The 22,011-nt window shown below is 36.3% G+C and carries 28 protein-coding genes and 1 riboswitch; of the genes, 15 read left to right on the top strand and 13 right to left on the bottom strand.

The window, feature by feature from the left end; all coding sequences use genetic code 11:
* The first annotated feature begins 1 nt into the window (after nucleotide 1).
* Nucleotides 2-1,000, top strand: a complete 999-nt coding sequence (gene bioB, locus AC1DKZ_RS02330) for a biotin synthase (protein ID WP_002014986.1) — start codon at nucleotides 2-4, stop codon at nucleotides 998-1,000.
* Between the two features lie 181 nt (nucleotides 1,001-1,181).
* Complete coding sequence (locus AC1DKZ_RS02325; protein WP_476995596.1) at nucleotides 1,182-1,502, top strand: hypothetical protein; 321 nt, start codon at nucleotides 1,182-1,184, stop codon at nucleotides 1,500-1,502.
* A gap of 23 nt (nucleotides 1,503-1,525) precedes the next feature.
* Here AC1DKZ_RS02325 and ribH read toward each other — a convergent pair whose 3' ends face one another.
* From ribH to AC1DKZ_RS02300, 5 genes are all read right to left on the bottom strand, one after another.
* Entirely contained in the window at nucleotides 1,526-1,987 is a 462-nt protein-coding gene (gene ribH / locus AC1DKZ_RS02320) for a 6,7-dimethyl-8-ribityllumazine synthase (protein ID WP_000230892.1), read from the bottom strand.
* Between the two features lie 149 nt (nucleotides 1,988-2,136).
* A complete protein-coding gene (gene ribBA, locus AC1DKZ_RS02315; RefSeq protein ID WP_002192586.1) occupies nucleotides 2,137-3,348 on the bottom strand; it encodes a bifunctional 3,4-dihydroxy-2-butanone 4-phosphate synthase/GTP cyclohydrolase II in 1,212 nt (403 codons plus the stop codon).
* A 12-nt stretch (nucleotides 3,349-3,360) separates the two neighbouring features.
* Nucleotides 3,361-4,005 carry a riboflavin synthase gene (gene ribE, locus AC1DKZ_RS02310; RefSeq protein WP_002088492.1) on the bottom strand — a complete coding sequence of 215 codons (645 nt, stop codon included), beginning with the start codon at nucleotides 4,003-4,005 and terminating at the stop codon, nucleotides 3,361-3,363.
* Nucleotides 3,987-5,099, bottom strand: a complete 1,113-nt coding sequence (gene ribD, locus AC1DKZ_RS02305; RefSeq protein ID WP_476995595.1) for a bifunctional diaminohydroxyphosphoribosylaminopyrimidine deaminase/5-amino-6-(5-phosphoribosylamino)uracil reductase RibD — start codon at nucleotides 5,097-5,099, stop codon at nucleotides 3,987-3,989. The genes ribE and ribD overlap by 19 nt, the downstream gene beginning before the upstream one ends.
* Before the next feature lie 309 nt (nucleotides 5,100-5,408).
* Nucleotides 5,409-5,552, bottom strand: a riboswitch (FMN riboswitch).
* Nucleotides 5,553-5,742: 190 nt separating this feature from the next.
* Complete coding sequence (locus AC1DKZ_RS02300; protein WP_001151582.1) at nucleotides 5,743-5,949, bottom strand: CDGSH iron-sulfur domain-containing protein; 207 nt, start codon at nucleotides 5,947-5,949, stop codon at nucleotides 5,743-5,745.
* A 139-nt stretch (nucleotides 5,950-6,088) separates the two neighbouring features.
* On the opposite strand from AC1DKZ_RS02300, the gene AC1DKZ_RS02295 reads away from it, so the two are divergent.
* Nucleotides 6,089-6,334, top strand: coding sequence for a DUF2552 family protein (locus AC1DKZ_RS02295; RefSeq protein WP_002014992.1), 246 nt, complete (start codon nucleotides 6,089-6,091; stop codon nucleotides 6,332-6,334).
* Between the two features lie 10 nt (nucleotides 6,335-6,344).
* On the opposite strand, the gene AC1DKZ_RS02290 is transcribed toward AC1DKZ_RS02295, so the two are convergent.
* Entirely contained in the window at nucleotides 6,345-7,268 is a 924-nt protein-coding gene (locus tag AC1DKZ_RS02290) for an alpha/beta hydrolase (protein ID WP_002014993.1), read from the bottom strand.
* Between the two features lie 82 nt (nucleotides 7,269-7,350).
* Here AC1DKZ_RS02290 and AC1DKZ_RS02285 point away from each other — a divergent pair, with 82 nt between their 5' ends.
* Both AC1DKZ_RS02285 and AC1DKZ_RS02280 read left to right on the top strand, forming a co-directional pair.
* Nucleotides 7,351-7,827, top strand: a complete 477-nt coding sequence (locus tag AC1DKZ_RS02285; protein WP_476995594.1) for a GNAT family N-acetyltransferase — start codon at nucleotides 7,351-7,353, stop codon at nucleotides 7,825-7,827.
* 114 nt (nucleotides 7,828-7,941) lie between these two features.
* Nucleotides 7,942-8,868 carry a LacI family DNA-binding transcriptional regulator gene (locus AC1DKZ_RS02280; protein ID WP_476995593.1) on the top strand — a complete coding sequence of 309 codons (927 nt, stop codon included), beginning with the start codon at nucleotides 7,942-7,944 and terminating at the stop codon, nucleotides 8,866-8,868.
* Nucleotides 8,869-8,893: 25 nt separating this feature from the next.
* On the opposite strand, the gene AC1DKZ_RS02275 is transcribed toward AC1DKZ_RS02280, so the two are convergent.
* Entirely contained in the window at nucleotides 8,894-10,213 is a 1,320-nt protein-coding gene (locus AC1DKZ_RS02275; protein WP_002014950.1) for a Na+/H+ antiporter family protein, read from the bottom strand.
* 119 nt (nucleotides 10,214-10,332) lie between these two features.
* Nucleotides 10,333-11,331, bottom strand: a complete 999-nt coding sequence (locus AC1DKZ_RS02270) for an alpha/beta fold hydrolase (protein WP_404491054.1) — start codon at nucleotides 11,329-11,331, stop codon at nucleotides 10,333-10,335.
* A 131-nt stretch (nucleotides 11,332-11,462) separates the two neighbouring features.
* Here AC1DKZ_RS02270 and AC1DKZ_RS02265 point away from each other — a divergent pair, with 131 nt between their 5' ends.
* Nucleotides 11,463-11,939 (top strand): ribbon-helix-helix domain-containing protein, encoded by a 477-nt coding sequence (locus tag AC1DKZ_RS02265; protein WP_002014948.1) that lies wholly within the window; start codon nucleotides 11,463-11,465, stop codon nucleotides 11,937-11,939.
* Nucleotides 11,940-11,988: 49 nt separating this feature from the next.
* Here AC1DKZ_RS02265 and AC1DKZ_RS02260 read toward each other — a convergent pair whose 3' ends face one another.
* The gene (locus AC1DKZ_RS02260) at nucleotides 11,989-12,312 is read right to left on the bottom strand and encodes a ferritin-like domain-containing protein (RefSeq protein WP_476995592.1); all 324 of its coding nucleotides are present in this window, start codon (nucleotides 12,310-12,312) and stop codon (nucleotides 11,989-11,991) included.
* Nucleotides 12,313-12,477: 165 nt separating this feature from the next.
* Nucleotides 12,478-14,067: a bifunctional metallophosphatase/5'-nucleotidase gene (locus AC1DKZ_RS02255; protein WP_113937127.1), complete on the bottom strand. Its 1,590-nt coding sequence runs from the start codon at nucleotides 14,065-14,067 to the stop codon at nucleotides 12,478-12,480.
* Between the two features lie 201 nt (nucleotides 14,068-14,268).
* Between AC1DKZ_RS02255 and AC1DKZ_RS02250 the strand changes: the two genes are divergently transcribed.
* The 3 genes from AC1DKZ_RS02250 to AC1DKZ_RS02240 all read left to right on the top strand — a co-directional run bounded on the left by AC1DKZ_RS02250 (nucleotide 14,269) and on the right by AC1DKZ_RS02240 (nucleotide 16,082).
* On the top strand, nucleotides 14,269-14,532 hold the full coding sequence (locus AC1DKZ_RS02250; protein ID WP_242247019.1) for a YqkE family protein: 264 nt from the start codon (nucleotides 14,269-14,271) through the stop codon (nucleotides 14,530-14,532).
* A 68-nt stretch (nucleotides 14,533-14,600) separates the two neighbouring features.
* Nucleotides 14,601-15,125, top strand: coding sequence for a GrpB family protein (locus AC1DKZ_RS02245; protein WP_404492394.1), 525 nt, complete (start codon nucleotides 14,601-14,603; stop codon nucleotides 15,123-15,125).
* A gap of 129 nt (nucleotides 15,126-15,254) precedes the next feature.
* Nucleotides 15,255-16,082, top strand: a complete 828-nt coding sequence (locus AC1DKZ_RS02240) for an aldo/keto reductase (RefSeq protein WP_476995591.1) — start codon at nucleotides 15,255-15,257, stop codon at nucleotides 16,080-16,082.
* Nucleotides 16,083-16,140: 58 nt separating this feature from the next.
* Here the strand turns inward: AC1DKZ_RS02240 and AC1DKZ_RS02235 are convergent, their stop codons facing one another.
* Nucleotides 16,141-17,055 (bottom strand): aldo/keto reductase, encoded by a 915-nt coding sequence (locus AC1DKZ_RS02235; RefSeq protein ID WP_476995590.1) that lies wholly within the window; start codon nucleotides 17,053-17,055, stop codon nucleotides 16,141-16,143.
* A 53-nt stretch (nucleotides 17,056-17,108) separates the two neighbouring features.
* Nucleotides 17,109-17,237 (bottom strand): Z-ring formation inhibitor MciZ, encoded by a 129-nt coding sequence (mciZ, locus tag AC1DKZ_RS02230; protein ID WP_000870295.1) that lies wholly within the window; start codon nucleotides 17,235-17,237, stop codon nucleotides 17,109-17,111.
* Nucleotides 17,238-17,311: 74 nt separating this feature from the next.
* Here mciZ and AC1DKZ_RS02225 point away from each other — a divergent pair, with 74 nt between their 5' ends.
* Nucleotides 17,312-17,851 carry an NUDIX domain-containing protein gene (locus AC1DKZ_RS02225; RefSeq protein ID WP_002014941.1) on the top strand — a complete coding sequence of 180 codons (540 nt, stop codon included), beginning with the start codon at nucleotides 17,312-17,314 and terminating at the stop codon, nucleotides 17,849-17,851.
* A gap of 23 nt (nucleotides 17,852-17,874) precedes the next feature.
* Here AC1DKZ_RS02225 and AC1DKZ_RS02220 read toward each other — a convergent pair whose 3' ends face one another.
* Nucleotides 17,875-18,426 carry a GNAT family N-acetyltransferase gene (locus AC1DKZ_RS02220; RefSeq protein WP_002033881.1) on the bottom strand — a complete coding sequence of 184 codons (552 nt, stop codon included), beginning with the start codon at nucleotides 18,424-18,426 and terminating at the stop codon, nucleotides 17,875-17,877.
* 126 nt (nucleotides 18,427-18,552) lie between these two features.
* Between AC1DKZ_RS02220 and spoIIM the strand changes: the two genes are divergently transcribed.
* From spoIIM to AC1DKZ_RS02195, 5 genes are all read left to right on the top strand, one after another.
* Nucleotides 18,553-19,200, top strand: a complete 648-nt coding sequence (gene spoIIM / locus AC1DKZ_RS02215) for a stage II sporulation protein M (RefSeq protein WP_002014939.1) — start codon at nucleotides 18,553-18,555, stop codon at nucleotides 19,198-19,200.
* A 106-nt stretch (nucleotides 19,201-19,306) separates the two neighbouring features.
* Nucleotides 19,307-19,762 carry a ferric iron uptake transcriptional regulator gene (gene fur / locus AC1DKZ_RS02210; RefSeq protein WP_000392654.1) on the top strand — a complete coding sequence of 152 codons (456 nt, stop codon included), beginning with the start codon at nucleotides 19,307-19,309 and terminating at the stop codon, nucleotides 19,760-19,762.
* 103 nt (nucleotides 19,763-19,865) lie between these two features.
* The gene (locus tag AC1DKZ_RS02205; RefSeq protein ID WP_002165108.1) at nucleotides 19,866-20,096 is read left to right on the top strand and encodes a YqzK family protein; all 231 of its coding nucleotides are present in this window, start codon (nucleotides 19,866-19,868) and stop codon (nucleotides 20,094-20,096) included.
* 6 nt (nucleotides 20,097-20,102) lie between these two features.
* A complete protein-coding gene (xerD, locus tag AC1DKZ_RS02200; RefSeq protein ID WP_002014937.1) occupies nucleotides 20,103-20,993 on the top strand; it encodes a site-specific tyrosine recombinase XerD in 891 nt (296 codons plus the stop codon).
* Between the two features lie 144 nt (nucleotides 20,994-21,137).
* Nucleotides 21,138-21,866: a FixH family protein gene (locus AC1DKZ_RS02195; protein ID WP_002088470.1), complete on the top strand. Its 729-nt coding sequence runs from the start codon at nucleotides 21,138-21,140 to the stop codon at nucleotides 21,864-21,866.
* Nucleotides 21,867-22,011 lie beyond the last annotated feature (145 nt).

The raw sequence follows: 22,011 nt of genomic DNA, 5'->3' as shown, positions 1-22,011 counted from the left end.
AATGAAACAAGTACAAACAAAAAGGGATTGGAAAAAACTTGCATACGACGTAGTAGAAGAGAAAATGATTACGAAAGAAGATGCAATTGCAATATTAGAAGCTGATGATACAGAGGTTTTAGAAATTATGAATGCAGCTTACATCATTCGCCATCATCATTTTGGTAAGAAAGTAAAGTTGAACATGATTATAAATACGAAATCTGGATTATGTCCTGAAGATTGCGGGTATTGTTCACAGTCTATTATTTCAGAAGCACCGATTGATAAGTATGCATGGTTAACACAAGAGAAAATTGTTGAAGGAGCGCACGAAGCAATTCGTCGTAAAGCAGGTACATATTGTATTGTTGCATCTGGTCGTCGTCCGACGAATAAAGAAGTAAATCACGTTATTGGAGCAGTTAAGGAAATTCGTGAAACGACAGATTTAAAAATTTGCTGTTGTTTAGGATTTTTAAATGAAGATCAAGCAGGTCAGTTAGCAGAAGCTGGTGTGCATCGTTATAATCACAATTTAAATACGCATGCCAACAATTATGATAGCATTTGTTCAACGCATACGTATGACGATCGTGTTGATACAGTCCAAAAAGCGAAGCAAGCCGGTATTTCTCCATGCTCTGGAGCAATTTTCGGAATGGGAGAAACGATTGAACAGCGCGCTGAAATTGCATTTGAATTACAACGTTTAGATGCGGATTCTATTCCATGTAATTTCCTTGTTGCTGTAAAGGGTACTCCGCTTGAAGGACAAAAAGAATTAACACCTGTAGAATGTTTAAAAGTGCTGGCGATGATGCGTTTTGTAAATCCAACAAAAGAAATTCGTATTTCAGGTGGTCGAGAACTTAATTTACGTTCTGTACAGCCACTTGGTTTATTTGCAGCAAACTCTATCTTTGTCGGGGACTATTTAACAACAGCTGGACAAGAGCCGACTGCGGACTGGGGTATGATTGAAGATTTAGGATTTGAGATTGAAGAATGTGCACTATAAGATAGATGAAAAGCAAACTCTTTAAAGGGGTTGCTTTTTTTTGTAAATAAAATGTAATAAAAGTCCATTAACGCTTGATAGTAGTCACTTTTGGACGAGAAAAATAATTTTGTGGACGAATTTTCCAAGCCCTAATTGTACATAGTAAAAATGTAATTTATATCGGGTTGGAGGATTTTACATGTACAAATACATATTAACTATTATGACCTGTCTGATTTTAATAAAAGCGATAAGTGCTGATGCAGTTAAGGCGGCTGAAAATCCTGAACAAAAAGAAATGCAACAAAGAATTGAACAGCATTTTCGAACGAAAGCTGAACATTTTGGGCTTGAAACAGAAGGAAAAGATTTAAAAGAAGTGAGGAAGGAAATTTCTATTATAGAAGAAGCGGAAAAGAGAGAAAATGTGTGGAGAACAGCACAAGCTCTTCGTATAAAAACAGAAGGAAAAACGATGGATGAATTAATAGAAGATGTACGAAAAAAGGTGAGAAAATAAAAAAAGAGGCCGTAGCCTCTTTTTTAAGCCCATTGTTTTGATAAATGAGCCATTTCGATCGCAGCAACTGCCGATTCATATCCTTTATTACCAGCTTTTGTACCTGCACGTTCAATCGCTTGTTCAATTGTTTCTGTCGTTAATACACCGAAAATAACTGGAATGTCCGTTTGTAGTGATAAAGACGCAACACCTTTTGCTACTTCATTACAAACGTAATCGTAATGTGTTGTAGCACCGCGAATTACTGTACCTAATGTAATAACAGCATCATATTTTCCGCTATTCGCCATCTTTTTAGCGATTAAAGGAATTTCAAATGCACCAGGAACCCATGCAACATCAATATCATTCTCTTCTACACCGTGACGCTTTAATCCATCTAAAGCTCCGCCAAGTAACTTACTTGTAATAAACTCATTAAAACGTCCAACAACAACCCCAACTTTTAATCCTGTACCAACTAAATGACCTTCGAATACCATAATGTATCTCTCCTTTAATTATAAAGTGAAACTATAATCAGTGGGGGGATTCATCCCCCGCTGATTATTAGTTGAACCAATCGGGCCTTTACGGGCAGTTGATCTCCCACCTAACTTCTTTGCTCCAGCCGAATTTTGAGGTGGGAGTTTTACTGCCCGTTAATGCGGGATAAGTTTAGTAAATGTCCTAATTTGCTTGCTTTCGTTTGTAAATACGTTTTATTTTCTTCTTTTGTTGGCATTTGCAACGGTACACGCTCGGTTACTTCTAAATCGTAACCTTGTAAGCCAGCAATTTTTCGTGGATTATTCGTTAATAATCGTAAACTTTGTAAGCCTAAATCTTTTAAAATTTGAGCGCCAATACCGTAATCACGAAGATCAGCTGGGAACCCAAGTTTTTCATTTGCTTCTACAGTATCTAACCCTTCTTCTTGTAACTTATAAGCGCGAAGCTTATTCAGAAGGCCAATGCCTCGTCCTTCTTGTCTCATATAGAGAAGAACACCTTTTCCTTCACGCTCAATTTGAGCAAGTGCAGCATGTAGCTGTGGTCCGCAATCACAGCGGCACGAACCAAATACATCTCCTGTTAAGCATTCTGAATGAACGCGTACAAGTACAGGTTCGCCTGTTGAAATATCACCTTTTACGAGCGCGATATGTTCTTTCATATCTAATGAGTTAGAATAGCCAATTGCATGGAAAGTACCGAAATCTGTAGGTAATGTAATTTCCACTTCTCTTGTCACAAGTGTTTCGTGATGGCGGCGATAAGCAATTAAATCTTCTATTGTAATCATTTTTATATCAAATTGTTTTGCGCACTCTAGTAAATCAGGTACACGTGCCATCGTACCGTCCTCATTTATAATTTCGCAAATGACTCCAGCTGGTTCTGCTCCGCAAAGTTTGGCTAAATCGACAGCGGCTTCTGTATGACCAGCACGGCGCAGTACACCGCCTTCTTTCGCAATTAATGGAAAGATATGTCCAGGGCGATTGAAATCAGAGCCTTTTGATGCAGGGTTTAACAATTCTTGTATCGTAGTTGCACGTTCATGAGCACTAATCCCTGTTGTTGTAGAAACATGATCAATGCTCACTGTAAACGCAGTGTGATGTGAATCTGTATTATGAGATACCATTGGTTCTAACTGTAGACGTTCTGCGTACTCCTCCGTAATGGGTACACAAACGAGACCACGACCGTGTGTAATCATAAAATTAATCGTTTCTGGTGTAATGTACTCTGCTAAAGCAATAAAATCGCCTTCATTTTCTCGGTTTTCATCATCACATACGATAACAACTTTTCCTTGTTTTAAATCTTCTAGAGCTTCTTCAATACGATGAAACATTGTGCTTCCTCCTTATAGAAATCCGTTTTCTTGTAAAAAGCTTTCGGTCATTGAACCAGTTCTTTTTGCGGGCTTTGAGATAAAGCGTTCAATATATTTTCCAATCATGTCACACTCAATGTTTACGATGTCCCCGGCTTTTTTTTCTCCGATTATAGACTCGCTTACTGTGTGGGGGATGAGTGAAATTGTAATTGAAGATTCGTCTATATCAAATATTGTTAAGCTAGTGCCATCAACAGCAACGGATCCTTTATGCAAACAATAGCGTAGTAATTCATCAGAAATTGCTATTTTGTAATAGATGGCATTGTAATGTTGTTTTTTAGTTAAAATCGTACCGATGCCATCGATATGTCCGGTGACGAAATGTCCACCGAATCGTCCGTTTGCAGCCATCGCCCGTTCTAAATTCACTTTGGCACTTGGCTTTAGCATACGAAGTGATGTTGCTTTCATTGTTTCAGGCATTGCGTCGACAGTGAATGAAGTAGTCGTAAAAGTAGTTACTGTTAAGCAAATGCCGTTAACTGCGATACTATCACCTAATTTGACATCCGATAAAATTTGCTTTGCGCTAATAGTTAGCTTCATTGCTTCACCACTTTGAGTCATGCTTGATATCGTTCCTAACTCTTCTACGATTCCTGTAAACATTCCGTCACCTCGCTTTTTAAGGTTGCAACAATTTTTATATCATTACCGATTTGTTTCATCTCTTGAATTGTTAAGGAAAGTGCATCTTGTAACTTCGAAAAACCAGCTCCACCAAATAAGGTGGGTGCATCTTTTCCACCAATTAATTTCGGGCTTATATAGGTCACGATTTCATTAAAACTATTTGTTTTTAAGAAGTTTGCATGCACCGTTTGACCACCTTCAACGAACAGAGAAAGAATTTGTTTCTCACCGAGCAGGGATAGGACATCTTGTATTTCAATTTGCTGTGTTTTCATTTGGAATACAGCTATATTGTTAGATTCATAAGACGCTATTTTCTCTTTGTTTACATCCTTACCGACAATAATCCATGTCGGAGTTAAGCCATCTGTTATGACATGAGAAGATGGCGGCGTTCGTAAGTGGGTATCTAAAATAACGCGTATAGGATGTTTACCTCCGTTTGAAATTCGTGTTGTTAAGTGTGGATTATCAGTTAGAACTGTATTCACACCGACTAGAATAGCATCATGTATATGACGATATTGGTGAACGTCAGCGCGTGCTTCTTCGCCTGTAATCCACTTACTTTCACCGGTTACAGTTGCTGTTTTTCCATCTAAGCTCATTGCTGTTTTTATTGTTACAAAGGGACGTTTCGTTTTCATATAGTGAAAAAAGTATCGATTTAATAAAGTTGCTTCCGCTTCAAGAACACCAGTAGTTACCTCGATTCCAGCTTCTTCTAATCTCCTTTTTCCATTACCAGAAACGAGTGGATTGCAATCAAGAGTGGCAATTACAATACGCTGAACTCCCTTTTTAATGAGTAATTCACAGCAAGGTGGTGTTTTTCCAAAATGGCTACACGGTTCAAGTGTTACATAAACAGTAGCACCTTTTGCTTTTTCACCAGCCATATGAAGTGCATGAACTTCGGCATGTTCTTCACCAGCACGCAAGTGAGCTCCCATTCCTATGATGTTTCCATCTTTTACAACAACAGCACCAACCATAGGATTTGGACTTGTCTGTCCGGATGTACCTTGTGCTAACTGCAAGGCAATCCTCATATATTCTTGATCTGTCATTCTCTTCACCTCTCCTGAAAAAATCAAAAAACCCCAAGGATTTTATATCCTTGGGGTTTGGGAGACGTGATTTCTAGAAATATAGTTCGAATACGAAAGTATAGGAAAGAAACCTAACGATGACTGATATTTTGGCATAAGGAAAAAACCTAGCAAAATATCAAATTCTTTCAACGCTAGTCGTATCTTTTTATTTCAGTATAGAAACATAAGTATACAAAATAAAACATATATAAAGAGTCAAAATGAATCTTTAAAAATATGCATACTGAAATAAAAGTGTATTCGCTATATAAAATTACTAGAAAACATATCCTTCTCCCATCCAGACTATACTGTCGGCCCTAGAGTTTCACTAGATCCACCGTTTTCGCGTTGAAAACGGGTCACGGACTTAGAAGCTATCGCTTCATCACCGCCGGTTGGGAATTTCACCCGACCCCGAAGGATGTTGTTTGCTCACATTATAGCACAAAAAAGAAAAAAGCAAAGTGGAAAATATTCGAATGTGAAGAATTGTGTGAAAATATATGCCGATTTGAATGGGGACGAAAGTAATAGAAATGTTGAAAGGGGAAGGGCTGTATAGGCTTTGATCAAAAGAAAAAACATGCACAAAAAAATGTGCATGTTACGTCCAAAATTACTCTGCCTCTGGTGCTCTAACAACAGACTCGAATTTTCCTTTATGCGAAGCATCGCAATAAGGCATGTTTTTTGATAAACCACAACGACATAAAGAAAATGCCGGTTTTGCTGGGAATACATTCCCTTGTGAGTCAACTAATTCCACGTCCCCTGTAACGCGAAAAGAGCCATTATCATTCACTTTAATTTGTACTTTTGCCAACGTTATCCCTCCTTTCCAAACGCTTACTCTCATCATATAATTAGGGAGAGTACTTGACAATATAAAAAGAGCACTTTGTTTGAGAGAGAAGAGAGTGTTATAATAGTTTTTATAACTGACTAGAGTAAGGTGACGAAAGATGGATAAAAAATTACACACACTACAAAATATTGCAAATGAGCGCACATGGGCATCATTTTTGAATGATAATCATCCATATAGTTTACTTCATTGGTCAATCGCAGGTGTAGGACAAGAACCGAAAGATGTTTGGTTACTTCAAGATGAGGTAACTTTTCAAACGACGGAATTCCCAACGCTAGACGAGGCAGTAAAGTGGATTTCTGAAAATATGGAACAAGTTACAGACGTTTTAGCGCAGTAAAAAAACAGGCTTATGCAAGCCTGTTTTTTGTTTCTTTTACATATGTGTTTAAAAATTGATCGATGGCATCTTCGTACTCTTCTTTATTTTCATTATAAGAGCAAGCGTGTGCACCATGTTCTGCAATATAAAGCTGTTTATTATTTTCTTTCGCTTCATAAAGTGATTTCGTCATATCAGATAAAATATAGTCATCATCTTTACTATGAATAAAGAGAACCGGATTGTTAATATTTTTTATACAATCAATTGGTGAAACTTCACGAATTGTATAGCCATCACGAACTTTTAAAAAGGCATTTGCTAAAGGTAATAAAGGCCATTTTGGCAAATGAAACTCAACTTTCAAACGATGTTGTAACTGTCCATAAAAATCAGAGAAAGGACAATCAGCAATATAAAAATCAGCACCATCTTCTACAAGTCCTGCATATTGAAGAAGAGTTGCAGCACCCATAGATTCACCATGAATTCCGAGTGTAATATTCGTTCCGAAACGATCTTTTAGCCAGTCAACTACTGACTTTAAATCATGTTTTTCATAATAGCCATAACTTGTTGTTTTACCACCGGTTTTACCATGACGGCGATGATCATAAATAAATACGTTATATCCTCTATTTAAAAATAAGTTTGCATATTTAACGGAATTCATTTTATTTACAGTCACACCGTGGCAAAAAATCATAAATTTATTGGAATGACCAGCTGGCATGTAATATCCGTGAAGTTCGTATCCGAATTGAGAAGGGATGTGAACCTCTTCTTTTTGAATAGCCTTAAAATCGTCCAAATGAAAATGCTTTTTCGTTTCGCGTTCTAAAACTTCTTCCTCTGTTTTTTTCTTCAAGTACATAACTTTATTTGTAAAGAAAATCCCAATCGCAGTTAGTGCGCCTAGTATAGTAAACAATGCTGTAAAAAAACGTTTCATACTTTACCTCATCCTCCAAATACCTCTACATGTGATACACTAACATTGTATCACAATGATGTGAAAAGGGGAGAAATCGTGTATGGTTCATATACAAAAAATCACACCAGAAATGAAAGAAGCAATTCAGGATTTTATGTGTGAAAACTGGGGAAGCTCAATGATGGTCTCGCGAGACAGAGTACATCAATTAGAAGAATTACCTGGTTTTATTGCACTTAGAAATAACAGGATAGTAGGAATTGTAACATATAAAGTGATAGAAAACATGTGTGAAATTGTATCGTTAAATAGTTTTGAGGAAGGGAAGGGGATTGGTACAAAACTGGTGGATTGTGTATTGCGAGTGGCAAAAGAGAACGAATGTAAAAAAGTGTGGCTTATTACGACGAATGATAATATGAACGCACTTCGTTTTTATCAAAAACGTAACTTCATGATGACGAACTTATATATTGATGCGGTAAAGGAAGCACGAAAAATAAAGAAAGAAATTCCATTTATTGGTTATGATAATATCGCAATTTCACATGAAATTCAGCTGGAGTATAATTTGTAAGCAAAGTGGAAGTCATGTAACAATTTTCAGAAATTTAAAACAATAACCTTGACGAATGTTATATTTTGGTTTAGTTTATAATTGTAATCTATTACCATATTAAGGGGTGACGATGTGGCAACTATACGTGATGTTGCAAAATTGGCCGGTGTTTCAGTCGCAACCGTTTCAAGAGTCATTAACGAAAAAGGATATGTCCATGAAGATACGGTGAAACAAGTAAAAAAAGCAATTGAAGAGTTACAATATAGACCGAATGCTACAGCAAAGCCTTTATTTAAACAGCCTTCAACGATGATTGCATTACTTGTAGATAATTTGCATAATCCATCATACATCACTTTGCTCCGTTTCGTTGAGGAAATAGCATATAAAGAAGGGTATCAAGTAATAGTTTGTAATATAGAAAATAAGAATAGATACATAGATATGTTGGAGCAAAATAACATTGCAGGCGTTATAATGACGAAATCTGTTTTTCGAAGTATAGGAGAAATCTCACTTCCTTTCGCTGTGCTTGAAGAACGACAATCTCTGACTAGTTATTATGAAAGTGGGCAGAAAGCTGTTTCTTTATTAAAAGAGAAAGGCTGCCAGTTTCTTGCTTATATCGGTGAGGGAGTAGAGAGTGAAGAAATGGAAGAGCATGTGGCAGGATTTTTAGATACTGCTTGGAAAGAAGGACTTTCTTATCGAGAGGAAATTGTACAAGGGTATACGAATCAACAGTTTCTTGAATGGTTACAAAAGCATCCATACATAGATGGGGTTGTAGCTTCAAGTGATAAGGTCGCTATTGAGCTAATCAGGGCGGCGAAAACTCTTAATATTCATATACCAGGTAAGTTACAAATCATTGGATTTAACGGGAGTGTAGAGGGTGAATGGATAAGTCCATCATTAACGACGATTGGAAGTTATATCGAAGAAAATGGGGAAATAGCTTTTCAACAGTTAATAGGAAAAATAAAGAAGAAACAAGTGCGACAAGAAGAAGTGGAAACAGAATTTAGGTGCATTGAGAGAGAAACAACAAAGTAAAAGGTGCGTTTTTAAAACGCACCTTTTATAGTGTAATTGCGGCAATAAAGCCGAATATAAGTAACGGTATATTATAGTGTAGAAATGTTGGGACACATGTATCCCATATATGATGGTGCTGACCATCAGCATTTAAACCGGACGTTGGTCCAAGTGTACTATCAGATGCTGGAGAACCTGCATCACCAAGTGCACCAGCTGTACCGATAATTGCGATTGTAGCCATGGGACTAAATCCGAGCTGGACGCATAATGGTACGAAAATTGTTGTTAAGATTGGGATGGTTGAAAAGGAAGAGCCAATTCCCATCGTAACGAGAAGTCCAATAATGAGCATAAGAAATGCAGCAAGCGGTTTATTATTTCCGATTATATGTGCACTCGTTTGCACAAGAGATTCAACATGTCCAGTTTTTCGAAGAACAGCGCCAAATCCAGCGGCAGAAATCATAACAAATCCGATAAAGGACATCATACGCATTCCACTCGTTAAAATAGCATCGGCTTCTTTAAGAGGGAGGCTACCGCTAACTGATAAGACGATAATACCTGCTAAAGCACCAAAAATCATTGATTCTGTTGCTAATTGCACAGTTAATGTAGCGAGTATTGATAATAAACCCAAAGTAATGCTTCTTTTCGTATAGGGAACGATTTCATTCTGTGCAGAATGAATTTGTTCTGTTTCATATGTACGTGGTTTTCGGTATGTAATGAAAACCGCTACACATAATCCGATAATCATACCGATTGCTGGAATAGTCATCGCTTTTGGAATAAGTGCGACATCAAATGTAAGACCGCTTTGCGCAGCATTTGTTTGCAATACGTCATGATAAATTTTTCCGAACCCTGCTGGAACCCACATGTAAGGGGTAATTAACCCAAATGTAATAAGACATGTTACAAGCCTACGATCCACCCTCAGCTCATTTAATACTTTTAAAAGTGCTGGAATTAAGATTGGGATGAAGGCGATATGAACAGGGATAATATTTTGTGAGAAGCAAGCCATTGTTAAAATGATAAATAATATAAGTATTTTAGAATAGACTTGTTTTTTCGTGTCTTGTTCGTTGCCGATCCATTTTAAAGCTGATTGGATCATTGCATCAGGAAGTCCTGTTTTTGAAAGGGAAATAGCAAATCCACCGAGCATTGCGTAGCTTAATGCGATAGGAGCACTGTTCCCAAGACCGGCTGTAAAAGTACTAATTGTTTCTGAAATACCGAGTCCGCCGATAAGTCCGCCTGTTAAAGCTCCAACGATAATGGCGACAATGACTTGGACACGTAACAAACTAAGCAGTAGCATGACTGCTACTGCGATGAGTACAGCGTTCATAATAAATGTAATCTCCCTAATTTTTATTCTGTTAAGGCAAGCAAGTGTTTGTAGTGACATATACTTGCGACATATCATTATAAAATGTTTTCTATGAAATGTAAAAGCGCCTTTTGTTATTAATGTTGAAAAGATAGTTCTTGTTTAATTGATTGTAAAGATTTAGCGAATAACTCAGGCTCTTCTAAATCTGGAGAATGTGCCGAGTTTGGAAACCAAATCATCTTTTTAATAGGAGCTTGAATGATATCGCAATATTGTTGAACGAGTGCATAAGGAGTTTGATAATCATAGCGACCAGAACAAAAATAAACAGGAACAGATAAACTTGAAATAGATGAAAAGAAATCGATTGTCAGCATCTCTTCCCATAAAACTCCGGATTTTAAATTTCCTGCGAGAAATTTGAACCAATCTAATAGCGTATATTCAGGAGAAAAGAAGCCTTTTCGTATGAAAGAAAAGGAAGATCCATTTTGGATTGCTCCTCCGAATGTACCAAGCCACTTTCTTTGAATAATGAGGCGTCTCGTATCTAAAAAGGGTGGTTTCCCTAATTTTAAAAGAGAAGCTAATGCCTTTTTATGGTCATGTTTTTTGGCAGAGCTAATTAAATGTTGATATAGTAATTCTTCATTTTGCTTCATATGTACGATTTGACCGATGCCGATGTATGCTTCTATATATTCGGGACATTGATTAGCGATTTGTAGTCCGATAATACTTCCCCAAGAATGACCAGCGAGAAATAGTTTTTGCTTATTAAAGCGTTTGAGAAGATATTGAATAACCTTTTTTGCATCTGAAAAAAATTGATCAATCGTAAGATTTGTTTGGATGTCCCGCCATAAAAAGGATTTACCTGCCCCTCGCTGATCCCAATTAATAACGATAAAGTGCTTTTCTAACTCTTTTTGAAAATGGCGAATAAAGCCGATTTGTGCCATACCAGGACCGCCGTGACAGCATAATAAAATAGGCTGTTCCACGTTTTGGCCGCGTATAAGGAGAGATTGTTTCCGGTCATTAATCATAACGCTTTCTATCGTAGCGATACTGTTAGGGATTAGTTGCTTCTTTTCGTTGTAAAACTGAGGGGTATGGCTACGAAAAAGCATATGTAAACCTCCTTTTCTTAAATGGTATGAATCGCACAGGCTCTTTCTTTTGCATATACTACTAGAAAATCATTGTATCATAACATACTGGTTTGATTTCAAGTTTAGGCGATTAAGAGAGGAGGGAGAATGTGACGATTGGAGAAATTATTGATTCTTTAAATAGACGCGAATCAATCGCTATTATAGCGAAACGGCTTGAAATGAGCCCATATACATTATCAAAGAAATTAAGGGTGATTGGATATGAATATGATGGAGAGCAGAAAAAACGTATCTTTATAGGTGATGGTGAAGAGCCACGTCATTTGCAAATCCAAGAAGCTACTGCCCTTCAATATGCAAAAACAGACTATCAATTACTAATTTATGAACAATTACAAAGCATTTATGAATTGCTAAGAAAAAGAGAAGAAGTAAGTGTTCAAATTATAAGTAAGAGCACAGAGAAAAAGAAACGAACCTTTTCGATTAATATAGAAGTATTAGCAAGACTAGATGTTATATCGGAATCAAAAGGGATTCAAAAGTCTAAAATTGTAGAAGAAGCACTACAGGAATTTTTGCAACGGTATGATGTTAATCATGAAACGTATCCAGAGAAATAAAAGAAAGGATACTATGTTCCATATAAGAGCGTGTATCCTTTCTTTTATTTCATTTTTTGTTTTGTTTCGAAAAGTAATATAGGAACCAAACGGCATGATTTTGTTCATCAGCTGCTGCGCGCCGAAATGTTTCTTTCACTTGTTGATTTGTCGTTTCGTCTGCAATTTCTAAGTGAAAATCAACTGTTCGTTGCTCATCTTGCCGAATTTCAAGGGTTTGATTTCGTTCATTTATGTCTGGAGCTAAAGTAGCTAATCTAGCATAAAAATGAATGGCGCTATATTCTCCGTTAATTGCTTTCTCAATACTACGAATGTGTTTGTCGTTTTGTCGATACAATGTATCGTCATTGTTTGATGAAAATACATACAAATCTTCCCATTATAGTTTTCTATATACTACGAAGAAACAAGGGGCTATGTGCGTATCCTTTACTGCACTAGAAGAATGACAATACGTATGACTCTAAAAGAAGAAGCTCCTTGCATATAAAAGGAGCTTCTTCTTTCGAGTGTCACGCACTAGTTTGAATAGTATTTAATTGTTTTTTTGAATACGTCCATCAATAATCGGCTGAATTGGTTCTTTCACTTGTTTTACATAATCGACTAATGCTTCAAAATCGTTTGGACCAGTTTCAGCATTTTTTCCATTTTTAAAGGATACGAATCCATCACCGCCAGAAGCTAGGAAAGCATTTGCAACTACGCTATACGTTTTAGAGGGAACTAATTCTTCACCATTTGTTAAACGGATATTCGTAACCTTTTCGTTATTTGGTTTATTTGCATCCCAAGTGTATTGAATACCTGAAATTTGAAGCATTCTCGTTGCTCCTTTTTGCCATTGTTGATTTAATATATCACGAATATCTTGACCTGTTAGATCTACTTTAATTAATTGGTTTCCGAAAGGCTGAATGCCGTATAATTCGCCCCATGTAATATCTCCAGCGTCTAGATCATTACGAATTCCACCAGGATTCATAAGAGCGATTTGTGTTTGCATAGTTTGGCGCTGGGCATCCGCAACTAAATTTCCAAGTGTAGATTCACCAGCATCGTTTTGTTTACGGTCGATAGGTGCTGTAGATTTTCCGACTACTTCATTTACAAGAGGTGCGATTTTTTCTTTATATTGATCTAACTTTTGTTTTACTTGTTTATCAGGCTCTACACCTTCATGGTACGTTGTAATAACTTCAGCTTTTTTCTTCACAATATCTTTTGTTTTTCTATCAATCGTTACATCTACATCAGAGAAAGCCATCCCGTAAGAGTTCGCCTGCACGATAAGTTTATTATTTACAGTACCATTTACGTACGTATGACTATGTCCGCCGAAAATAACATCAACTTCTGGATCTGTTTCATTTGCAATTCGAGTGAGGTCTCCATTTGTTACACCAGACTCATCAGTTGTTCCGCCGACATGTGCAAGGACTACGATAGATTTAACGCCGAGACGCTTTAATTGTTGTGTGGATTTATTAATAGCCTCTACTTCATCAGTGATTTCTACATTTTTAAGCATAGTAGGCATAACGACATTTGGTGTATCCGTTGTAACAACTCCAATGAACCCTACAGGAACTCCGTCAACCATTTTTACAGTGAATGGTGGTAAAAATAAGCGGCCAGTTGATTTATTATAGAAGTTTGCAGCGACATAAGGGAAGTTTGCTCCTTTGAAATTCCCTGTTTTTTCGTGATATCCACCGTAAATGAGGCGTTTCATTTCATCGATACCTTCATCAAATTCATGGTTTCCGATTGTACCAACATCAAACTTTAAGTCATTTAAAAATTCAATTGTTGGTTCGTCTTGTAATAATGCGGAAACTGGTGGGCTGGCTCCGACAATATCACCGGCATGTACGAGAAGTGTATTAGGGTTTTGTTTTTTGCGTTCTTTTAAATAAGTAGCTAAATAATCAGCGCCACCAGCTTCTTTATTGTTAACTTTTTTTACAGTATCTAGTTGACCATGTAAATCATTAATACCAAGCATTTGTACGTCTATGTATCGGTTTTGTTCGGCAGGAGTCTGAGATGGAGGAGCGGCGAATACGCTTGAAAAAGTAATAGTACTTAAAACAGCAACAGCAGGAATAATTTTTTTCCACATAATTAATTTCTCCTTTTTTTATAATCTGACATCATACGACATAATTTTAATAGATTACTAGGATTATATCTATATAAAAATTTAGTTTTTTCGAAAAATTAACATATTTACAAAAGATAAATAATAGATTAGGGAACCTTTTTTATTGTCGATTTCGCCATGTATCCTCTATAATGGAGAAAAAAGTAAAAGGTGAATAGTATGAAGAAAAAGAAGCAAAGACAAACACAAAAACACTCTCAAATGAATCAACCAGAGAAAGAATCACTTACACTAGGTGATCAATTGAACGATTCGTTAATGCAACAATTAAAGAATAAGAAAAAAGAGTTGCAAGTGAGAGAAGAGAAAAAAGAGGCAGCAGAACAAGAAAGAAAGCGTAAGGAACAAAAAGAACGTGAAAAGAATAAATCATTTGAAGAACTGTTAAGTGAAAGTAGCCTTACTTGGAAAGACTTTAAATAATAAAAAAATGATCAGTGAAATGCCGCTGATCATTTTTTTGACGAGTGTGTAAGAAAAGGGGAGTTAGAATGAGGAAAATTGTAGTCGTTCCGTATGAAAATCATTGGAGTGAGAAATTCCAAATGGAAGCCGAAAGATTAAAATCGGCGATGCCAGAAACGGTAAAAATCCATCATATTGGAAGTACGTCAGTGCCAGGACTGGCAGCTAAACCAATTATAGATATGATTATGGAAGTAGAGAGTATCGACAGAGTAGATCATTGGAATGAACGTTTTAAAGAGCTTGGTTACATCGTAAAAGGGGAAAATGGTATTTCAAGACGTCGTTATTTTATTCATGGGACTGAGGAAAAACGCTCGTATCACTTACACGTATTTGAAAAAGGAAATCCTGAGATAGTAAGGCATTTAGCATTTCGTGATTATATGATGGCTCATTGTGAAGAAGCAGAAGCGTATGCGACTTTAAAGAAAGAACTAGCTGAAAAATATACATATGATGGCACGTTGTATACAGAAGGAAAAAATGAATTTGTACGTAATGTTGATGAAAAAGCGAAGAAATGGATAGAAAGTAACGTGAACGACTGAGTTCATGTTATTTTCTAAAGGGGTATAAAATTATTATGTAAACTGTACGTATGTTTTGACATTTTGAATAAATCTTGTTGAAATAAAGTAGTGGTTTATAAAAATGTAACATTGAAAGGGAGAACGACTGTGCATATTCCAACAACTACACTTCATAATGGCGTGAAAATGCCGATGATTGGTCTAGGCGTTTATAAAGCGAAAGAAGGCGACGAAGTTAAACAAGCAGTAAAAACAGCGTTAGAAGTTGGATACCGTTCGATTGATACAGCAACTGTATATAAAAATGAAAGCGGTGTCGGAGAAGCGGTTCGTGAATCAGGAATTCCGAGAGAAGACTTGTTTATTACAACAAAAGTTTGGAACGACGATCAAGGGTACGAGGAGACGCTCGAGGCGTTTGAAAAAAGTTTAAAGAAATTACAAATGGAGTATGTAGATTTATATTTAATCCATTGGCCGATAAGAGGGAAGTATGTTGATACGTACCGTGCTTTAGAAAAGCTATATGAAGAAGGTAAAGTGCGCGCGATTGGTGTTTCTAATTTTCATAAACATCATTTAGAACTGTTATTACCAAATTGTAAAGTGAAGCCGATGGTCAACCAAGTTGAACTTCATCCAATGTTAGCGCAATTTGAATTGCGTGATTTCTGTCAAGGTGAGCAAATTCAGATGGAAGCGTGGAGTCCTTTAATGAGAGGCGGCGAAGTATTCCAGCATCCAATTATTCAGGCTATTTCTAAAAAATATGAAAAGTCACCTGCACAAGTTATATTAAGGTGGGATATTCAAAGTGGGATTGTGACTATTCCTAAATCTGTTACGCCATCTCGTATTAAAGAGAACTTTACTATTTTTGATTTCTCATTAACTGAAGAAGAGATGGATCAAATTAATACGTTAAATCGTAATTTACATGTAGGAACGAATCCTGATAAATATGATACGTTATAAAAAAAGACTGCCGCCTAGTGTTGGGGGGCAGTCTTTTGCTTTTATCGGTATCAATATTTTAGCGATGCAAAGCATATGAATCATACTTAACAATCTTTTGAAGTTGTACATATTCTTCTTTTGTTAAAGATAACTGTTGGCTAGCTTGTATATTTTCTTGCAATTGTTGAATAGAGCTTGCACCAGGTATAACAGCTGCAACAGTTTTGTTATGTAAGCAATATTGAATAGCTGTTCCTGTTAAAGAGCTTTCTCCGATTATTTCTTTTACACTCGCGAGTGTCGAATATAACTCATCGTAAGAATAAGAGAGGTAATCTTTTTCTTTTACTCTTTCTATCTTTCTTGCATTATTGTTAGTTAAAATCCCTTTTGCAAGTGGTCCGCGAGCAATAACGCTAATTTGCTGTTCATTAAGAAGCGGGAACCATTCTTCAGGGCGACGATTTAAAAGGCTGTATTCCATTAATATGCTAACGATATTTGATCGTTTGGCATACTCACGAATGACATTTGGACGTATAGAAGAGATACCATAATGACGAATAATCCCTTCTTTTTTTAATTCTTCAAAGGCTTCAACTGTTTCATCTATAGGATCTTCAATCGTCCCGCCATGCAGTTGATATAAATCAATATAATCTGTTTGAAGTCTACGTAAACTCTCTTTTACTTCGGCCTTTATATAAGCTTTAGAAGGATCCCAAGACCAACCGTTTTTTTCTTCTGTCCATCGATTTCCAACCTTTGTTGTAAGAACAATTTGGTCGCGTTTTCCTTTCAGAGCTTTTCCAACAAATTCTTCATTTAATCCATAATCGTATAAGTCCGCTGTATCAAAAAAATTAATTCCTAAATCGATTGCCTCATCGATAATACGCATAGCTTCAGCCTCAGATGCACCGAGAGACATACAGCCAAATCCAATTTCCGTAACATATAAATCTGAGTTTCCTAATTGACGTTTTTTCATAGGTCAACCTCCTTACCTTTATTGTACGAAAGGGGAAGGAGGTTGACAAACGTTTACTTTTTATTTGCTGTAATCCACTCTTGTACAGTTGTATACTCTTTTCCATATTGTTTTAGCTTATGACGAATTTGCCATGCTTTGCCGACTAAAGTGACGCGATTTGGTAAAATGTAAACTTTCATTTCTATCACGCTCCTTTCAATGTGGTAAAATGTATGAAGAATGATTAGGAAATAGAACAGGGAGATGAAGTAGTATGAGTAATCTTGCAGAAAGAACAGTAAAAACTGAACCGATTTTTGATGGTAGGGTTATAAAAGTTCGTGTTGATGATGTAGTATTACCAAATGGAGAAATGAGTAAACGTGAAATCGTAAATCACCCTGGGGCAGTTGCTATTATTGCTATTACTGATGAGGGGAAAATTGTACTCGTTGAGCAGTATCGTAAAGCTCTCGAAAAGGCAATTGTGGAAATTCCTGCTGGGAAGTTAGAACCTGGGGAAAAGCCAGAGGTAACAGCAGTTCGTGAATTAGAAGAAGAAACAGGATATGTATGTGAAAATATGGAACTTATTACATCTTTCTATACATCACCTGGTTTTGCAGATGAGATTTTATATGTATATAAAGCGACAGGATTAAAACAAAAAGAAAATAAAGCAGCTTTAGATGAAGATGAATTTGTGGAATTAATGGAAGTGTCATTAGAAGAAGCGATTGATCTTATGAAAGACCTTCGCATACATGATGCTAAGACGATGTTTGCAGTACAATATTTACAATTACAAAAATAAACACTCGCCTAAGGCGAGTGTTTTTAGTTGATTTTTGCATATACACGTGCATCGCGTAAGCTGCCATCGGGTGCTAGGAAATCATTTTCCATTGTACCTTCTAAAATAAATTCTAGACGTTCTGCTAAGTTACATGCGTTTATATTTGTTGCATCAGTACGAATTTCAATTCTTCTAGCACCTAGTTTATCAAATGCAAATTGAATCGCACCTTTAATGGCTTCTGTCATATAGCCATGCTTTGTATAAGCGCTATGTAGCCAAAAGTGAAGTGAAAACTTTGGAATATCCCAGTTTTCAGGCTTGAGCGTAATAGCTCCGATGAATGTACCAGATACTTTATCGTATAAGTGGAAATCAAGTGTTTCACGAAGTAAAAACTGTCCGTGAGCTTCGCGAACAATTTCTTCAGCACGTTCTTCTGTTTCAGCTGTAATTGGCATCCATGGTAATAAGTCTTCTAGCGAAGCTTGGATTGCTTCATATACTTCTGTTCCATCACCTGGAAACGGCTTACGTACTTGCAAGCGCTCAGTTTGAAATAATGTTGGAAAATCTAATAATAATGGTTTCAAGAGAAATCCCTCCTATTCTCTACTTTTTAGTTTAGCAAAGTAGAGCGGAATTTCAATGCTAATTCGTCATACTTTTTTTCTTTCTTTCATACATTTTTAGTAAGAGTGTGAACGGAGGGAAGGAAAATGTGGCGAAAAACGTGGCAAGACCGTGTAATGTCTCACATACAGGAAAATTCTTCACTATATATATTTAATGCGGTTTTATTACTGATGGGAGTAATATTTGGAGCGATTCTTGTGAATAGTTTACAAATAAACCAAAAGCAAGATTTATCATTTTATTTACAGCGTTTTTTTGGACAAGTTTCTAAAGGAGAATTTGCTGTCGCAGGCGAAATGTTTCGAGAAAGTTACTTTTCGCAATTAAAATATATCGGCTTTATTTGGATTTTGGGGATTTCAATTATTGGGTTGCCGCTCATTTTTATCTTACTATTTTTAAAAGGGGTAGTTGTTGGATTTACAGTAGGTTTTTTAGTAAGTCAGCACGGATGGAATGGACTATTATTAGCATTTGTATCTGTATTGCCACAAAATTTAATTATAATTCCTGTATTTCTCGTAATGACAACAATTGCTGCAAGCTTTTCCTTACGCATGATTAGGCATCAATTTATTCGGAAAATAACTGAGCCACTATTACCGTTATTAATTCGCTATACATGCTTTTTTCTCGTGATTGGAGCGGTATTAGCTATTGCTTCCAGTGTCGAAGTGTATGCATCACCAGTTTTAATGAAAGAAGTTGTGGAGGCTATTAACAAACAATAAATATTTTTTGAGAATAATTATCAATTTGTTTTTATTGTTTTTCTTTTGACAGGAGCCCTTCTTCTGATATAATGGTGTAAGAGTGGCGAGGAGGGAGTAGTACCGAATGGAAGAAAGAATTGAACGAATTAAGAAGCAATTACATGCAGCGAGCTATAAATTGACACCACAACGTGAAGCAACAGTTCGTGTGCTGCTAGAAAATGAAGAAGATCATTTAAGCGCAGAAGATGTATACCTCCTTGTAAAAGAAAAGTCGCCAGAGATCGGATTAGCAACCGTTTATCGAACTTTAGAGTTATTGTCTGAGTTGAAAGTTGTCGATAAAATTAACTTTGGAGACGGTGTTTCGCGTTATGACTTACGCCAAGAAGGTGCACAGCGTTTCCATCATCATTTAATCTGTACACAATGCGGTGCTGTACAAGAAATACAAGAAGATTTACTTGGTGAAGTGGAGAATAAAGTGGAACGAGACTGGAGCTTTAAGGTGAAAGATCATCGTTTAACATTCCATGGGATTTGTAAAAATTGTCAAGAAAATGAAACGGATGAAAAATAACCTTTTCCTATTTAACTAGGAAGAGGTTTTTTATTTGAATAAGGTATAAATTGGTGAAAGCTTGGCATATGTTGTAATAACTTATATTTTGGAGGAATTTACAATGCGCCGAGCTTTAAAATTAACTTTTGATGGGATGAAAGTATTTTTATTATTTACAAGTTGTACGATTTTGTTTTATTTCGCTATACTATGGATAAATCAAGAATATGAAAGTTACCATCGTTATGAAAAGCCAAAAGAAGAGACTGTAGAAAAAGTATCAGGGAATGAGGAGCCGGAAAAGGATGCTTTCGTAAATAGAATGATGTTTTTCTATGAAAATGGGGAGTAGTGTAGATTGGAAGATCAATTAAAAGATTTTATTCATTATATGATTGTTGAGAAAGGTTTAGCGAAAAATACAGTTGTATCTTATGAACGCGATTTAAAAAGCTATGTGAAGTATTTGCAAAATGTAGAACAAACGAAGACGTTTCATGAAGTGACACGCTTGCATATTGTTAACTTTTTGCAGCATTTAAAAGAAAACGGGAAATCTTCAAAAACATTGGCGCGTCATATTGCATCGATTCGTTCGTTTCATCAATTTTTACTTCGTGAACGAGCAGTGGAGCATGACCCATCGGTACATATTGAAACGCCACAAGGGGAACGGAAATTACCAAAAGTATTATCAATCGACGAAGTGGAAGCATTGCTTCAAACACCGAAAACGGCAAGTGCTTTTGGGATTCGTGATAAGGCAATGTTAGAGTTGTTGTATGCAACAGGACTTCGTGTTTCAGAATTAATTGCATTAAATTTAGAAGATGTGCACTTAACGATGGGATTTGTTCGCTGTATCGGGAAAGGGAACAAAGAAAGAATTATTCCACTAGGAAGCTTAGCGACAGAAGCGATTCAAAAGTATATTGAAAAAGGAAGAAGAGAATTGATGGGTAAAAAAGCAGTAGATGCGCTCTTTTTAAACCATCATGGTAATCGATTATCGAGACAGGGATTTTGGAAAATTTTAAAACGGCTAGCGAAAGAAGCGAATATTGCAAAAGAGCTTACACCGCATACGTTGCGTCACTCTTTTGCTACGCATCTATTAGAAAATGGGGCAGACTTACGTGCTGTGCAAGAAATGCTTGGACATGCAGATATTTCAACGACGCAAATTTATACGCATGTTTCAAAAGCTAGATTAAAAGATGTATATAAACAGTTTCATCCGAGAGCATAGTTACTATGCTCTTTTTTTCATAGATTCAAAAGGCTATAGTACTTCACAAAAACTTCACAAACATTTCGTACATTGTTTTCAGCAGAAGACTAGAATATTACAATGTATTTCCTCTATACTAAATAAGGTATGAAGGAGGAAATGATGATGAAAAAACTTATTATGACTTTATTTATCGCGATGCTAGCATTGGCTGGCTGTAATACAAACAAAGAAGAACCGAAAAAAGAACAGAAACTGGAAGCTATAAAAGTAGCGGTTCAAACGAATCCGAAAGAAATTAAACCTGGTGAAAAAACAGAAGTACAAGCACTTGTTACACAAGGAAAAGAAAGAGTAACGGATGCTGATGATGTAAAGTTTGAGATTTGGAAAGATGGCGACGAGAAACACGAGATGTTAGATGGTAAGCATAAAGGAAAAGGTGTTTATGCAGTAGAGAAAACATTTGAAACTGATGGAGTATATCATATTATTCCTCATACAAATGCACGTGAAATGCATGTTATGCCAGAAACAAAAGTCGCTGTAGGAAATGCAAAAGTAGAAGATGCGAAAAAAGAAGAAGGTCATGGGGATCATAAAAGTGATACGATGATACATCTTATGGCTGGTGATATTAAAGCAAATGCTGAATCAACAATGAAAGTTCATTTGAAGCAAAAAGAAGAAGCGTTAACTGGTGCTGAAGTACAACTTGAGATTTGGAAAGATGGTGTTGAAAAGCACGAATTTATTCCAGCGAAAGAAGGAAATAAAGGAGAGTATGAAACGAAACATACTTTCAAAGAAAACGGTGCTTACAAAGTGAAAGTTCATGTTAAAAAAGGTGAACTACATGAACATAAAGAAGAAACAGTAGAAGTAAAATAAAAAGTAGCTCTTTAGAGCTGCTTTTTATTTTTATATTAGGAAATATGTTATAAAATGATTAGCACTTCTTTGCAGAATGGATTACAATAGAAGGGTAAAGAAAATGAGGAATTCTACGAAAATGTATTAAAAAGAAAGCGTAAAC

Source organism: Bacillus sp. 05T21, from assembly GCF_056396785.1.
This window is presented reverse-complemented; position numbering and strand designations above follow the sequence as displayed.